The organism is Paenibacillus sp. SC116 (assembly GCF_024733555.1).
GTDB lineage: Bacteria > Bacillota > Bacilli > Paenibacillales > Paenibacillaceae > Paenibacillus_B.
Window position 1 is genome coordinate 1 of sequence record NZ_JANIOF010000012.1, and the last position, 16,817, is coordinate 16,817.

11 protein-coding genes, 1 pseudogene and 1 riboswitch are annotated in these 16,817 nt (G+C 44.4%); of the genes and pseudogenes, 1 reads left to right on the forward strand and 11 read right to left on the reverse strand.

Translation table 11 applies throughout. The features are described from left to right. Window positions 1-470: 470 nt before the first annotated feature. From hflX to NQ117_RS23885, 10 genes are all read right to left on the reverse strand, one after another. Window positions 471-1,745, reverse strand: a complete 1,275-nt coding sequence (gene hflX / locus NQ117_RS23840; protein ID WP_258280493.1) for a GTPase HflX — start codon at window positions 1,743-1,745, stop codon at window positions 471-473. 720 nt (window positions 1,746-2,465) lie between these two features. After that, window positions 2,466-4,214: an adenine deaminase gene (locus NQ117_RS23845; RefSeq protein WP_258280503.1), complete on the reverse strand. Its 1,749-nt coding sequence runs from the start codon at window positions 4,212-4,214 to the stop codon at window positions 2,466-2,468. Window positions 4,215-4,428: 214 nt separating this feature from the next. Further along, the gene (locus NQ117_RS23850) at window positions 4,429-5,538 is read right to left on the reverse strand and encodes an ABC transporter ATP-binding protein (RefSeq protein ID WP_258280494.1); all 1,110 of its coding nucleotides are present in this window, start codon (window positions 5,536-5,538) and stop codon (window positions 4,429-4,431) included. Window positions 5,539-5,565: 27 nt separating this feature from the next. Further along, on the reverse strand, window positions 5,566-6,354 hold the full coding sequence (locus tag NQ117_RS23855; protein WP_258280495.1) for an ABC transporter permease: 789 nt from the start codon (window positions 6,352-6,354) through the stop codon (window positions 5,566-5,568). 6 nt (window positions 6,355-6,360) lie between these two features. Continuing rightward, entirely contained in the window at window positions 6,361-7,182 is an 822-nt protein-coding gene (locus tag NQ117_RS23860) for an ABC transporter permease (protein ID WP_258280496.1), read from the reverse strand. A 187-nt stretch (window positions 7,183-7,369) separates the two neighbouring features. Further along, window positions 7,370-8,410, reverse strand: coding sequence for a nucleoside hydrolase (locus NQ117_RS23865; RefSeq protein WP_258280497.1), 1,041 nt, complete (start codon window positions 8,408-8,410; stop codon window positions 7,370-7,372). A 127-nt stretch (window positions 8,411-8,537) separates the two neighbouring features. Continuing rightward, entirely contained in the window at window positions 8,538-9,578 is a 1,041-nt protein-coding gene (locus NQ117_RS23870) for an ABC transporter substrate-binding protein (RefSeq protein ID WP_258280498.1), read from the reverse strand. A 219-nt stretch (window positions 9,579-9,797) separates the two neighbouring features. Then, entirely contained in the window at window positions 9,798-11,207 is a 1,410-nt protein-coding gene (locus NQ117_RS23875; RefSeq protein WP_258280499.1) for an NCS2 family permease, read from the reverse strand. Window positions 11,208-11,496: 289 nt separating this feature from the next. Continuing rightward, a riboswitch (purine riboswitch) is annotated at window positions 11,497-11,597 on the reverse strand. 327 nt (window positions 11,598-11,924) lie between these two features. Continuing rightward, window positions 11,925-13,466: a glutamine-hydrolyzing GMP synthase gene (gene guaA / locus NQ117_RS23880; RefSeq protein ID WP_258280500.1), complete on the reverse strand. Its 1,542-nt coding sequence runs from the start codon at window positions 13,464-13,466 to the stop codon at window positions 11,925-11,927. A gap of 685 nt (window positions 13,467-14,151) precedes the next feature. Then, entirely contained in the window at window positions 14,152-14,925 is a 774-nt protein-coding gene (locus NQ117_RS23885) for a Cof-type HAD-IIB family hydrolase (RefSeq protein ID WP_258280501.1), read from the reverse strand. A gap of 320 nt (window positions 14,926-15,245) precedes the next feature. On the opposite strand from NQ117_RS23885, the gene NQ117_RS23890 reads away from it, so the two are divergent. After that, entirely contained in the window at window positions 15,246-16,238 is a 993-nt protein-coding gene (locus tag NQ117_RS23890; protein WP_258280502.1) for a LacI family DNA-binding transcriptional regulator, read from the forward strand. Between the two features lie 84 nt (window positions 16,239-16,322). On the opposite strand, the pseudogene NQ117_RS23895 reads toward NQ117_RS23890, so the two are convergent. Beyond that, window positions 16,323-16,817, reverse strand: a pseudogene (locus NQ117_RS23895) (hypothetical protein); the annotation flags it as partial.

Genomic DNA, 16,817 nt, shown 5'->3' on the forward strand with positions numbered 1-16,817 from the left:
TTCTTATATCAAACGTTTCACTCGTTGTTCAGTTTTCAAAGAACAATTTCGCTCCAGATCACTCATCTTACGATTCGCTTTCTTTCACTCTCGTTCGCCGTGTTTCTCAGCGGCGACTCTTATAATATATCATTTCGTTTCTTTCGAGTCAAGCTTTTTTTAAAACTTTTTTTGAAGCTTAGTTTCGAACTTAACTTCAATCCATTTCTATTAAGCTTGTCTCAACCGCGCCTCTCAGCGGCGGAATACAAATATATCACGCTCACAATAGAAAGGCAACCCCTTTTATTAAACCACATTATTACATTTTATATAAAGGAACAAAATAGCCACCAAAGCAAGAATGTGTTCACGAGCATTTGAGATACCTCTCTTATGCTGCTACATCATTTCTAAACAAAGGTGGCCATAATCAATTACCTATCTTCCTTCAATAAATACATTAGAGTCTTCAACGTTAATGGATCTATTTACTCACTGACAACAAAGTTCTGAAACTTACTGTAATCACTTTGTCTGCATTCCAGCGTCAGTTTCGTACCTTCCTCTTCATAGCTTGTTGCAATTATTGTAGCATTTTGATTCAAGTAAGATACCGTGCCACCCTGATCGTAAGGGATAAGCATTTCACAACGCACGTAGTCTTTGAATACATTTTGGCGTATCGCTTGTATTAACTCTTCAACACCAAGCTTCTTTTTCGCAGACATATAGATGTTGCTTCCACTTGTGCTTGGAGTATCACCTTCACGAAGATCAATTTTATTGTAAGCATAGATCATCGGAATATCTTCAATACCAATCGCTTGCAGCGTTTCATTTGTAATCCGGATATGCTGCTCGTACTCAGGATTGGAGAAATCAACAACATGAATGAGCAGATCCGCTTCTTTTACTTCTTCTAATGTAGAACGGAAAGCCTTCACTAGATGATGCGGCAGCTTGCTTACGAATCCAACTGTGTCCGTCAATAAAAATGACTTATTGTCTTCAAGCTCAATATTGCGAACAGAAGTTTCAAGTGTTGCAAACAGCATATCTTTTTCAAATACGAATTTGTCTTTCGTTTCTGTAAACAGTTCCACCATCGTATTCATAACCGTTGATTTGCCCGCATTCGTATAACCGACAAGAGCCACAACCGGAACTTCACTCTTTCTGCGCTTCTTGCGCTGCGTCTGACGATGCGCAACCAACACTTCTAGCTCTTTGCTCAAAATGCTGATCTTCTCTTCAATTCTACGACGATCGAGCTCGAGCTTCTTCTCACCGACACCTTTGTTCTTCGTACCTACTCCGCCGCCTTGGCGACCTAGTGATTCACGCAAACCAACAAGTCGAGGTAACATGTATTGCAATTGAGCCACTTCGACTTGAAGCTGAGCTTCGCGCGTCCTTGCACGTTCACCAAATATATCTAAAATCAGAATCGTTCTGTCGATTACTTTACAGTCCAAGTCTGCTTCAAGGTTACGAATTTGGGATGGAGACAGTTCGTCATTGAAAATAACTAGATTGCCATCCTGCTGCTCAACGGCAGCACGCACTTCTTCCAGCTTACCTGTTCCAATATAATGAGACGTATTTATTCGGCTTAGATTTTGAATGACACTGCCTACGATTTCAACATTACATGCCGCTGCAAGGTTAGCGAGCTCTTCCATGGAATATTCAAAGTCCGCTTGGTGGTTCAGGTTCACACCGACGATCACTGCTTTTTGCTGCTGTTCTATAAGTTCTTTCATATAATCATCTCCCGTTACTTTCATTATAAGCAAGTAGTTCAGATAGAAGCTTTCCCAACTACTCACGCTTTATGAGCAAATAAAAAACACAGGCGTATGCCTGTGATTGGAGTAAACGGAATATAACACGACGACGCAGACAAATTCCATTGCCTCACACCATGATTATAATCATGAGTGGACAGCAGGAAATCGCCCAACGAAGACGCTGGTCTTCTAGATATAGCATACGAGTCATATTGCATGGCACACGCGCACACAATAGATCCACTTCACCCTACATTCTTCATAGTGTTCTATAAAGACATGCAGGCAAGTGGCGGTATGCTCAACACCAGATATTCAATCTATAGTTAAGGGTATAGAAAAAGAGGGTGCATTCGTCCCCACCCTCTTCTTGCGTTATAGCGTTTAGGGTTCCTTAAAAATAGGCAGACCAATCCCGATTACTCTGCACCTAGGCAGAGCCTTTGAGCACTATTCAGTTAGTGTCACAAACGTACAATCGAGTTCTTCCAAATTGGAAGCCTGCCTTATTAATCATCAGAAACCCTCCGTTCTCTAAAAGTTAACCATATCTTAGCATAGCAAGATACGGAAGAGCAAGTGTACTGTTCCATATCCTATTGTATGCGTTATGAAATAAGCATGTGAATCATAATAAGTTGTTTGGGCTAAAGGCCAATGAGACTTGAGCCCCATACATCATCGCGATGCTAACTACGATTCGACGAGCAAGGGTACAATCGTGCCGGCATGTACATCGATCAGTCCCAGATCAGTCAGCTTCAAGGCTGGGCTGACTGGCAGCGAATGCGTGCTGATGGACATGATCGGATTGTAGTGTTCGTAGCCGAGCGATTCCATCGCCTCGCGAAGGCGTTTGACCGCTAAGCCGAACGTATCGAGCGGCTCCTCGGAAAGAATGCCGCCAACCGGCAGCGGCACATGAGCTAAGACGTGGCCATCTGCCACGACGCAGAAGCCGCCTTGGTCGGCGATAACGGTGTTCGCCGCAAGCGCCATGTCTGCGGCATTGTGTCCGACGACGAGCAAATTGTGATTGTCGTGCGAATAAGTTGTCGCGATAGCGCCGCGCTTAATAGTGCTGCCTGTAATCAAGCCATAGGCGCGATTGCCATTGCGGCCGTAACGCTCGAATGTAGCGACAAGCCCTAATCCTTCGGACCTCTCCCATTGCAGTACACCATCTTGCACCTCAACGTCGCAGTGCAGCTCCTTCGTTGTTGTCGTTCCATTGGATACTTCCATAACACGACACTTATGAATGCCATTTTCCACATCGCCAGCTCTAGCTTGATCTCCGGCTACACCTACAGCTACGGAGAAATCATCCTCCTGCAAAGGAGATAATTTTACACTTTGATAGAAGTGTGATGGGAATTGCCCTTCTATTCGCTCCTGTTTAACGACATGCTTCGCATCATATACACAGCGTCCCCGCTTATAGACAACGTCAATTTGGAACGTGTTCAGATCAGACAGCAACACGAAGTCTGCCAGCTTGTTGGGCGCAACAGCACCACGATCATGGAGACGCATGCGCTGTGCAGGTGTATAGGTCGTACAATAAATAGCCCGCTCTGGACTCATTCCCATCGCGATTGCCTTACGGACAAGGTGATTCAAATGTCCATCCTTCACGAACGAATCCGCCATCACATCATCTGTTATGAAACAGAACAAATCCGCGACATCTTCTTCTATAAGAATACGCATTATATCCGGACGCATCGCCTTCTCTTGAATTTCTACGAACATGCCGTTTCTCATTCTATCAAGCATGCTGTCGACTTCCTGTTCCGTATGGTCCGAATCAACCCCTGCGAACATGAAACGAGCCAACTCCAAGTCTACAAGTTTCTTTGGCGTATGCCCTTCAATTACTAGATGAGGATAGTTCGTTCGAATATGATTCAAAATCTGGTTCGTCTTGCAATCTGGATCACGCAACACATCTACAGAATTCATAATCTCGCCTAAGCAGACAACACGTTCATCCTGCAACAATTTATCGATATCAGCAATCTCAATAGAACCGCCCGTTGTTTCCAACGGTGTTGCAGGCACTGAGCTGGGAATGGCGTAGAGAATATCAGCTGCGCATCCTTCACTAGCTCGAATCATCTCCTGTACACCTTCAAGACCAAATACATTGGCCATCTCATGCGGTTCGGACACAACTGTCGTCACCCCATTTTGAATAATACCGTGAGAAAATGTGGCTGGGGTAATCATCGAGCTTTCAATGTGTAAATGAATATCAATTAATGCTGGAATAAGATGTCGCCCATTGCCTGCTAGAACTTCTTTCGCTTCGAATGCCTCTTCTCCACGAGCACCCACATACAAAAATCGTCCATCCAGCACAGCAACGTTTCCCGTGATAAATCGCTTCATATATACATTGAATACGTGCACATTTATGACCAACAAATCAATTTGCATTCGTTCTGACATCATCTACGCTGCCTCCTGCCCCTGCATTAATTTTGCAAATACGAATCTTATCAAATTCTCTCAGCCCCGATGCGCTGTCTCTATATACAAGATAAACCCCTTCCTAATATAGAGAGGGGTTTATCGAGAAGAAATTGAGCGAAGAGTAAGTCCCCTCCCAAAGCATCCTTACGTTTGTACACAAGCATTCGAACAAGATAGGCTACACTTTAGTACGCACAAGTACGACCTTCTCTTTTGGCAGTACGAGCTGGACAGCTTCATTCGTCGTGAACGGAGCTTCCATTTCTCGATTGACCGTAAACGTACCTAGAGCGGTCTCTACTTCATATTGATAACTGCGACCGAGGAAGGTACTTACTTTAACCCGACCAGCAATCACGTTCCAACCTGACTCTAGCTCCGCTGCTGTCAATCCAGCAAGTCCATTCGAAAGCTCACTTTGCAAAGCAATTAACAGATCATCTGGACGAATCGCTGCTTTCATCTGCTCAACGATCGGGTGTCCCGAACGATGAACAAGGCTAAGCTTCAACCCTTGCGGGCAATCCGCTGTCACTTGTTCACCATCGACCTTCAGCCCATTAACATCAATGAAGTTATGGAAGCCGATAAAGCGAGCGACAAACTCAGTCGTCGGATATTTATAAATAACGGCTGGCGCATCCAACTGCTCGATGACACCTTGGTTCATAATGGCTACTTTATCAGAGATTGAGAAGCACTCTTCTTGATCGTGAGAGACATATACCGTTGTAATGCCTAGCTCCTTCTGAATGCGGCGAATCTCGACACGCATATTCACACGAAGATTCGCATCCAAGTTGCTAAGCGGTTCATCGAACAACAGCAGGTCTGGCTGAATGACCAGAGCACGAGCAATCGCAACACGTTGACGCTGTCCGCCGGACAATTCGCCTGGGAAACGCTTTTCGAAGCCTTCCAAACTAACGACCTTCAACATGTCCGCCACGCGTTTAGCGATGTCATCCTTGCTCACCTTGCGCAGACGTAAACCATAAGAGACATTATCAAATACGGTCATGTGCGGGAACAACGCATAGCTTTGGAATACAAAGCCGAAGTTGCGCTTGTTCACCGGCACACGCGTATAATCTTTGCCCTCGAACATAAAGCGTCCGTCCTTCGCTTCAAGAAACCCTGCAATGAGACGCAGTGTCGTCGTTTTTCCGCAGCCAGATGGACCAAGCAGCGAGATCAACTCGCCTTTTTCGATATGAAGATTGAAGTTTTTTAGAATTAGATTCTTTTCATAAGCAACAGAAATATCATTAAGCGATAACAATTCCACGTCCGTAGTCCCTCCGATGTTGAGCCGTTATTTGTTCGTAAAATAAGACAATCCCATCAAGCGCTCGATCATGACCATTAACAATCCGGTCAGCACCATCAGCAGTACCGATATCGCCGCTATCGTCGGATCGAAATAGTTCTCGACGTAGGTCAGCATTTGAATCGGCAAAGTACTCACACCCGGACCCGTCATAAACACAGAAATGTCCACGTTGTTGAATGATTCCAAGAAAGCGAGCAGCACACCTGCAATCAGTCCTGAGCGAATGTTCGGCAGCACAACCGTGAAAAATGTCTTCAAACGGCTCGCACCCAAGCTCATAGCAGCTTCTTCTACCGAGTAATCAAAGTTCGATAGACTCGAACTAATGACGCGAATAATAAACGGCAGCATCAGCACAATATGACCGATCAGCAAGCTTGTATAAATAGGAAGATTGAACTGTACGACCAAAAACTTCAGCATCGTGAAGCCCATGACTACACCCGGAATTAAGATCGGGGAAATAAAGATCGAGTTCAGCAGCTCTTTGCCACGGAATTGACCGCGGCTTAACGCATATGCTGCTGGCACCCCTAGCAAAAGGGCGATTAAGTTACCGAGTAAGGCAACGCCCATCGTTACTTTGAACGTCTCCATAAACATATCGACTTCGAAAATATTTTTATACCATTTCAGCGAGAATCCCTCTGGCGGAAACTTTAGCACAGAGCTATCTCCAAACGATGTTCCGATAATAATGACGAGCGGTCCGAGCAAAAAGATAAAGACGAGCGTCGTAAACAGAGCAAGACCGCGATGTTTGTCCTTCATGTTGCGCTACCCCTTCGGATTCAATTTGCGGGCAAGACGATTCATGAGCCCAATAATGATGAACGTTATCACGATCATAACCGTCGCTATGATTGAGGCCATGTACCAATCATTTAGCGTCATCGCATTTTGATAAAGGAATGTCGCGATAACACGCTGTTTGCCACCCAACAATTGCGGTGTCGTATATGCCGTCAAACTACCAACGAATACGAGGATACTGCCTACAATAAGACCTGGTACACACAAAGGAACGATAATGCTCATGAAGCCTTTCCAACGCGAAGCCCCAAGTGATTCAGACGCTTGCAGCAAGTCGCCATCAATATTCTCCATCACACCAACTAGTGAAATAATCATTAATGGAAGGAATAAATGAATCATCCCAATCATCATCGCTATCGGCGTATACAAAATTTTAAGCGGATCATCGATTAAGCCGATGCCTAGCAAGAACTGATTCACTAAGCCATTTTTCCCGAGAATAACCATCCAGCTGAACGAGCGCACAATCGCACTTGTTAAGAGTGGAAACAACGCCAGCATGAGCAAGATGCCTTTTGTTCTCGCCTTTGTCTTCGAGATATAGTAAGCTGTCGGGAACCCTAGCAAAATACAAACAAGCGTCGTCACGAAGCTCACTTGCAAGGTTGTCCCCAGTATCTTCAGCATGTAAGGATCGCTGAGCAGCTTCACATATCCTTCAACCGTAAACTCGCCTTCATGATAGAAGGTTGAGCCAATCGTCATAAAGATCGGAATGATCATAAAGATTGTCAAAAATAACAGTCCTGGCAGTAGTAAGAGCCAGAGGTGCACTTTCTTCATCGCTGCTTATCTCCCATTTGCTATCATAGTAAGTTGCTTAAGATGACACTTCTACCTCTTCTAATCCTTCTAATTCTTCTTGCCTCTTATCTCTTCCATATCGAACTTCTCTATTCTATTTTTCTTATTCTATTTTTTAGTCGCAAGCAATCGTTTCGAACAACGCTTTAATACGTTTCGAGCCCTACTATCTCTTTAGGACATGTAAGAAACGCTCAATAAATGCTTCTTGGTTAAGGTCCATACACACATGCACGTTAGGCTCCTTGTTCCAGCGACCTTGGAAATCGGCTACTGTCTGTCCATCACACAAGTTGCTGTTCACTTCAACATCAACGTACAAATGCTCTGTGGTTGCTACAGCACGATCGATTGCTACGGCTACTGCAAATGGATCATGCATCGCGCAAGCAGGATGTCCGTAACGCTTCGCATACATATCCATGTAATCGCGAGTACAGTCATACACCAATGGAGCTAGTGGAGCATCGCCCATCGATTCAATATGATCTCGAGTCAACAACGCTCGACGTGTTACATCAAGGCCAACCATTGTAATGTTGAATCCTGCTTGCAGAACGTTGCGCGCCGCTTCAGGATCAACGTAAATGTTATATTCCGCTGTAGGCGTAACATTGCCGAATGAAGTCACAACGCCACCCATGAAAATAACTTCCTTCACAAGCGTTGGCAGCTCAGGACATGCACGCAAAGCCAATGCCAGATTGGTCAACGGCCCTGTCATAATGAGCGTAACTTCACCTGGGCGTTCCTTAATCGTTTCTACCATAATAAGTGCAGCCTGCTTCGAAGCACGCATCGGCGGCAGCTCTAGATCAGCCAATGCACCGCCAATACCGTCATTGCCATGCACGCGATGCTCGAAATATTGAGGACGACGCAATGGACGATCCGCTCCCGGAATAACGGGAATGTTCGCGATGAGTTCTGCTTCTTCACCACGTCCCTTCTGCTCCGCTTCCTCCGCTAGTACATGAAGCACTTTCCGCGTGTTCAATGTCGCTTGAGACAGTGATACGTTGCCATTCACAGTCGTGATGCCGAGCAGATCGAATGCCCCACTCTTTACTGCCAACATAATCGCAAGCGCATCATCCACACCTGTATCAACATCAAGGAAAATCGGTGTACGGGGCTGTAAGCTTCCTGCCTCAGCAGCTCCCGTTGCGATTTCCTCTGCTCGTGTTTCCGTCATTTGTTCGTTCATTTTGTTTCGCCTCCTATGTCGTATCTCTATCGACAACTTTCGCTGTCATTCGACCATGCACGGTCGCGATGATTATACATGGAAAAGAGGCTCATGACCAACCAATTGAAAATATTTACACTGATAGTTACTCTAATTCGCGATTCCAACGATCGATCCAAGATGCCATCTGCTCGTTGACCATTTTTAGATCAAGTGTCTTCAAATTCTCGACAACATCTGCACCATACGTCATACCAAATGCCTGTGCTTCAGTAAGCTCAACATGTTTATTTGAAGGTGCGTCGACTTTATCGAGCGCATTTGCTTTTTGGACTTCCTCGCTCAAATGCCAGTTAATAAACTTCTCAGCCAATTCTTTATTTTTAGAACCTTTAACAACGTTGACCGTGTTCAATAGTGCATAAGCGCCCTCTTTCGGTGTGATGAACGCTGCATTTGGTACAGCCTCCTTTGCACTACCAAAAAACGTATCCTGCATTGGAGCAATTATTACTTCACCTTGCGCGAACATATTAGACAAGTCAGCTGACTTCGAATAATACTTCACAACACCTGGGTTAATTTCTTTTAACGCCTTGAACGCCGCATCTGCATTCATATCAGTGCTGCCTGCATGCTTGGACGCCATATCCATCAACATCGGCCCGCTCGTAATCGTAATATTTGGAAGTGCAATCTTGTTCTGGAACTCCGGCTTCCACATGTCACTCCAAGATTCTACTTTCATTTTCACTTCATCCATGTTTATTACTAAACCTAACTGCGCTACAGTGTGCGCTGGTCCCCAGCCTTCACCAAGCGGGGCCTGTGCAATGTTATATAATTGATCAATATTCGGGATGTTCTTGCGGTCAATCTTCTCAAATAATCCCTCTTCAATTCCTTGAAGCGCGTAGTAGTCGGACAAATAGATAAGGTCTACTTTGGAGCTGCCTTGACGAATTTTATTCAAACGGTCGGTGTTATTACCCGTTTCCACAACGATTTTGACGTTATGTTCCTTCTCAAATGGCTCGTACACATTTTTCTTCATTACATCTTCTGAGAAGCCCCATGTCGAAATGACTAACTCAGTCGGCTTATCCGCAGCAGAGTCATTAGAACAAGCCATCAGCATCGTGCTTAACGCAAGTACAATAACAAGAATAGAAGCGATTTTTTTCATTAGTAGAACCCCTCCTGGATGTAGTGGAACCGTACAATGTACAGTCAGAATGCCTGTGATACTGTGTTAATAGAAATCAACTTCCAATCGCATTGAACAATCCAATTTCTGTTAACGATATCACCTATACGGAATGATAGATTATGTTATCGATATCACACTAGAGAAAAAAGCGAGATTGCAGCTTTAGACCTAAAGTTGCAACCCCTATTTCCGTTCTTAATGACCACCTTGCATAAATACGTAGCGCGCCAGTACGAGAACAAACAATACCCACATCAACCAGTGAATCTTGTATTTTTGCTCGCCTTTGCCAGAAACGTTCGCAACGAATGCAAGCAGCACATAGGACAAAATACCGAACGAGATACCATTTGCGATACTGTACGTAAACGGCATGAATGTAACTGTCAAAAAGGCCGGAATACCGATGACCAAGTCTTTGAAGTTAATTTCATTTACGGACTGCATCATAAGTACACCTACAACGATCAGAGCAGCAGCTGTAGCAGAGCTTGGAATAATCGCAATCGCTGGCGCCAAGAACAAAGCTAGCAAGAAGCACACACCCGTAGATACAGCTGTCAAACCTGTACGTCCACCCTCAGCGATACCAGCTGAACTTTCTACATAAGCCGTTACTGTAGACGTACCTAACATTGCACCGCCGCTCACTGCAAGGGAATCTACAAACATCGCCTTGCCGACGCGTTTCTTCCCTTCTACTGGATTTTTCATTAATCCAGCACGGTTAGCTGTTCCAATCAAAGTTCCGAATGTATCGAACAATTCAACGAATGTGAATGTCAATATGATAGAGACGATACCTACACCCATAATGCCTGCAAAGTCAAACTGGAACATTTGTAATTCAGCCAAGTTTGGAATCCATGGTGTTTGTGAAGTATCTGAAAGACTGCTAAGATTCACTTCACCCATGAAAATACCAACTACGGTTGTACCTAGTATTCCGAATAGAATAGCACCAGGTACGCGAAGCACCATAAGAATCGAAATCAGAGCCAAGCCAATAATCGTAAGCAGCACTGGACCCGATGTGAATTGACCAAGTCCAAATACCGTTTCAAACCCTAATACAGGAGTGAATGTTCCTGCCGGAATATCTTTCACCGATTCAACGGATACGGTGAGCAATCCGCTATTTTTCAAGCCAACTATTGCAATAAATAATCCAATACCAACTGTAATTGCATGTTTCAAACCATCTGGTACTGCATCAATTAACATTTGTCTAATTTGCGTAATCGTCAGTAAGAAGAAGATGATTCCCGAAATAAATACGGCTGTTAGCGCCATCTGCCATGTAACAGGCTGTCCCGTCGACGCGGTCGACACGACGATGGTAGCAAAGTAAGCGTTCAAGCCCATACCAGGCGCTACTGCTACTGGAAAGTTTACGAAGATCCCCATTGCAATCGTAAATACCCCCGCTGCAATCGCTGTTGCCAAGAAGACCGGATACCATTCCATGCCCGTCTTACCGAATGCCGTTAGAATGTTTGGATTGACGACAAGTATATAAGCCATCGTCATAAACGTAGTGATACCTGCCATAATCTCGGTTCTAATCGTAGAGCCATGCTCCTTGATTTTGAAGAAGCGTTCCATCCGAGTTACATCCTCCCCATAATACCCCTGTTTTGTGTACTGCCCCTCTTGTAAAGCTCCCCTGACAAACAAAAAAGAACTTGAGATTAAGCTCTCAAGTTCTGACTACGCAACAGATACACTTATCACTCTTATTGGTCACACACAAATATACGATTGCATACATTCGTGTGTAATCCTGTACAGCTATGTACAGGCAACTCTGCCTATTCAGCAGGAATAGACCAAGAGTCAATGAGTAAGGTGAGGTGAACTAACGCTGCATCCACATCGAGTGAACTTGCATGACGCGTACACCTGTATCTTTCGTAGCCAGATCATTTACGGTAATCTTGTAGAAACTTCCGGGCCAATTCCCGAAATTATACGAAAAAACGATATGAAATTATCTACTCCTATTGTACGAGCGACTACGCTTTATGTCAACGTAAAATCCGAACATTATCAAAATTTAAATTGTTTACGTTCGTGTTTTAGCGTTACAGGTTTGTTAAACTGACAAGTTTCTACACTTTCTCATCGCTTACATATTCAATCACGGAACACTGATAAGAAGCACGTACTCGATGACATTCTTAAAAATAAAAAAACCGCCGAATACCTAGCACAGGTATCCAGCGGCTTTAATGTTGTTATCCTAAATTGCACATCGGTCGGCATACTCAAACACTTACTTGCGAATATATCCGCATGAAGGTGCTATATGCAAATCCAATCCTATTCCCACTCGATTGTTGCAGGCGGCTTGGATGTTACATCGTAAACGATACGGTTGACGTTCTCAACTTCGTTAACGATACGTACGGAGATCTTCTCAAGAATATCCCACGGAATACGTGCCCAGTCAGCTGTCATACCATCGATGGATGTTACTGCACGAATACCTACTGTGTAGGAGTACGTACGGGAGTCACCCATTACGCCGACACTCTTCATGTCAGGTAGTGCTGTGAAGTACTGCCAGATCTCATTATCTAGACCTGCCTTTGCGATTTCCTCACGAAGGATCGCATCAGATTCACGAACGATTACTAGCTTGTCCTCTGTTACTTCGCCCAATACGCGGATCGCAAGACCAGGACCTGGGAATGGCTGACGCCATACGATTTCACGAGGAAGACCAAGCTCTTCGCCCACTTTACGAACTTCGTCTTTGAAGAGTGCGTTAAGAGGCTCGATAAGTTTGAACTTCATGTCCTCTGGCAAGCCACCTACGTTGTGGTGAGATTTAATCGTCTCAGCAGTAGCTGTACCACTCTCTACGATATCCGTATACAACGTACCTTGTGCCAAGAAGTCGAACTCGCCAAGCTTAGCGGACTCTTCATCGAAGCAGTAGATGAACTCGTTACCGATAATTTTACGTTTTTGTTCAGGGTCGGAGACGCCTGCCAATTTGCTCATGAAGCGCTCACGAGCGTCAATTTTGATAACATTCATATCAAACTTGCCTGTGAATGTCTCCATAACGCCTTCAGCTTCGCCTTTGCGCAGCAAATTATGATCAATGAACATACAAGTAAGCTGATCGCCGATAGCACGGTGAATCAACGCAGCAACTACAGAGGAGTCTACACCACCGCTCAATGCGCAAAGTACTTTACGGTCGCCAACTGTATCACGAATTTCACGGATTTTGTCTTCAACGAACGTTTCCATGCTCCAGTTGCCTTCGCATTTACACACGTCGTATAGGAAGTTGCGGATCATTTCATTTCCGTACACAGAGTGACGCACTTCTGGATGGAATTGAACAGCATAGAAATTCTTCTCAGAATGGCTCATTGCTGCGATTGGCGCATGCTCTGTGCTTGCATCCACGCGGAAGCCAACTGGCGGTTCTACAACGAGGTCACTGTGGCTCATCCATACCGTTTGGTTGGATTCCAAACCTTTAACTAGCGCACTGTCCGGTTGGAACACGACATCTGCTTTACCATATTCGCGCTTCCCTGCACGCTGTACTTTACCTTCAAGCTGATGAGACATTAGCTGCATGCCGTAGCAAATCCCCATAATCGGAAGACCCAAGTCATAAATAGCCGTATCAACAACTGGAGAATTTTCTAGGTAAACGCTCGCCGGTCCACCGGAGAAAACGATACCTTTCGGATTCAATTCCTTAATTTTTTCTACTGGAGTGTTAAACGGCATCAACTCGCTATATACGCCTAGATCGCGGATACGGCGAGCGATAAGTTGGTTATACTGACCACCGAAGTCAAGAACGATAATCATCTCTTGCGGCTTGCTGCTCATTCATGTGCCCCCTCAAAAATAATGTTTACTATTATAATAAAATGCCGGTACCAACGTCAATTGTTTGTCCTGTGACGCGATATGTTTCCAGTAGTTACTATGCCATAACTTACCCGTTCGCATTCCCTGCATTATGTTGATGGTACTCTTTCTTCCTGCATTCGTCAAAGATAAATGTCCTGTTGAAAAATGACAGATGTACCTTTTCCATAAACAAGAAAATCCAAACCATGAAGTGAATCTTTACATATTCACATATCTCGTTCATGTTCAAATGAAGCAAGAGAAGTATTTCCGATAACTATTTAGTCCTCTTTGCACATTTTCATGGATAACATACCATTCTATCGGTGATGTCATGACATTATTGGCGATGGAGTTATCTTTATCGTCAGCATCATTTTTACCTGTTGAAAAACTACATAAAGCATAACATAAGGTGTATCCTACAGAAAGACATTTTGTGTTATTGTCCACGCAAAAGTGGACACCTAAAACTCACCAGACAATACTTCCCGCCCAAAGACCAAAAACACAATATATAGTAAATCATTTACATCATTAAACTAAATAAGCTATTTTTCTTTGAAATACGGTATATATCCCTTTCAAAAAAAGATGTCCACTTTTGAATGGACATCTTTCGTTATTTTCCTTGTATGGAGGACATTGAGTACTACGGTTCCTAAGCCTCAATAAGTTGTAAGTCGATTAGACCTTTGCGGATACCATCCTCGTGAGCAGCAGCCGTAAGGCGGTGAGCGATCTGCTTTACTTCATCCTTAGCATTTCCCATTGCTACGCCCGCTCCCACGAATTGAAGCATTTCCAAGTCGTTCAAGCCGTCACCAAATGCAGCGGCCTGATCAGGTTGCAATCCTGCTGCTTGCAAATATGCTTCGATACCTGATGCTTTTGAGCAGCCCTCATTCTGAATATCAACAGCTAGAGGGTGCCAACGAATGAAGCGCAACTGTGGGAATTCATCCACGTAGTCACTCATTTCCGTTTCTTCACAAAATAACAATCCTTGATAGACAGCATGCTCTCGATAGTATTCTGGCATGACTAATGGGACATCAATACCGAATTCAGTAAACGAATCCTTTACACGCTCATTAGCAAGCGATACTGCGGTATTATCGGTTCCAACCATGCCAAGTGCATGCCCTCTTGTGCCAGTAGAACGGCTTATTTTATCTAACATTTCAACAGGTACTGGGTCATTAATAATAACATCCCCATTTCGAACAACATAACTTCCATTCATACTTACGTACGAATGAATATTCAATTCTTCTCTTATCCATTCGAATGCATATGGAGTGCGTCCCGTTGCGATAACCGTCTCTACGCCCTGCTCCTGCAGTCGTGCAATGCTATCCTTGGCCGTTTGCGGAATGCTTCCTTCCGGATTCAACAACGTCCCATCTATATCAAAAAATACTACTTTGTACATGATTAGTGCCTCCTTTATCTCTCATGCCACGAGCCAAGAGAAAAACAAGGTCGTCACGCCCATCTGAGCTGCAAAAGCAAACGTTCAAACGGTAACGCCGACCTCGCTCTTCTCGTCTTACATATTCAAGATAAAGGATGAAACGCGTTTCAGAGCAAGCATTTTCATAATATTTTTTTTTGAAAGATAGGATTGATGATCATTACGATTACAGCTCATAATTTGAGGCTTTTGCGGAAATTGGTATACAATGAGTAAAAGAAACAACGATGAAGGTCAAAGGAAAGTAGTGTAAACGATACATAGCAGAGGTGAATGAATTGGCTAACATTCGTCAAATTGCAAAAGAAGCAGGTGTATCGGTGACGACGGTATCACGTGTACTTAATGGCCATCCCTATGTGAGCGAGGACAAGCGCCAAGCAGTTATAGAGGCGATGGAGCAATTGCAATATACTCCGAACCGAAATGCTGTTCACTTGGCAAAAGGACGAACATTTATGGTGGCGGTCATGCTTCCTTTTGCCAATCACCCTTACTTCTCAGGACTTGTTGACGGCATTGCTTATGAAGCGCTGCAGCACCAATACCGGATAATCTTGTGCCAAACCGACTATAGTATAAGTGAAGAAGAGCGTGCCCTTCAATTGCTGCGCGATAAGCTGGTTGATGGCGTCATTATTTGCTCACGACAATCATCTTGGCATGACATCAAGCCGTATGAAGCATATGGCCCTGTTGTTGCTTGTGAATATACAGAAGCACAAGAATTTTCGAGTATTTATATGGATCACTACCAGACGATGAAGCATGCGTTGGATGTGCTCATAGAGCATGGGCATCGTCGGATCGGATATTGTCTAGGGCGCCCAGATAGTTACAACAGCATAAAGCGCTTATCTGCTTATCGCGAAGCCTTGCAGCAACTTGGTGAACCTTTTCGCGCGGAATGGGGATTCCATCATTGTTACCATGTTGAAGATGGTGCGGAGGTTATACGCACACTGCTGCAATTGCAAGAACGTCCAACCGCACTGCTCGTTGCAGGCGATCAGTCGGCGGCTGGCATGATGCTTGAACTGCGTAATCATAGCGAGGCAGACGCGCAATCGTTCTCTATTATCGGGTTCGACAACTTGCCAATTGCTAAAGTGCTCGGCCTGACTACGTTTGATCTTTCGAGCTATGATATCGGACGGAAAGCTTTTGAGCTGTTTAAGCACCAGCTCGATCATCCCGATGATCCACCTGAACGACATGAACTGCCGTTTCGCATGATTCATCGCTCAAGTGTGTATCGGGTAAACACGTAACCTGCAATAAACGAATGCAAGTTATTTACTCAACAATGTAGATTAAACCAAGCAATCATCTTTTAAAAAGCGCAGCAGACACCATTAAAAGTCTGCTGCGCTCCGCTTTTTATTGGGAAATAATTCAGAACAGATACGCCCAAATTCATCTTCGTGTTTCGGACGCTCATTTACAGCTGCATATAGCATTTCATTGCTGTATGCGATCAACTTTTCTAATGCCAACCGTTCGCTAGAGGTAAGTTTACTGCCCATTTTCTCGCAGCCGGCATGTACATAATGCTCTAATGTCATTCCAGGCAACCGCTCCCCAAAGCGGCGTTGAATGATAGTCCAAGCCAGTTCACCTACATGTAATGCACGGCTTCTGCTGTAATCTCGCTGCTGCTTACGAAGCAAGCGGCGCAGCGTCCATAATGGATATTTACGCGAAATGTTTGCCATAAACCATCGAACTAGACATCCTATCACAACAAGCAGCGCGACTGCTGCTATGCTCACAGATATAGGATAAGCCAACCACAGTCGTACCCAACCATCCGTCTGCCAAAATATCATTATCGTTGATGGCCACGCTGT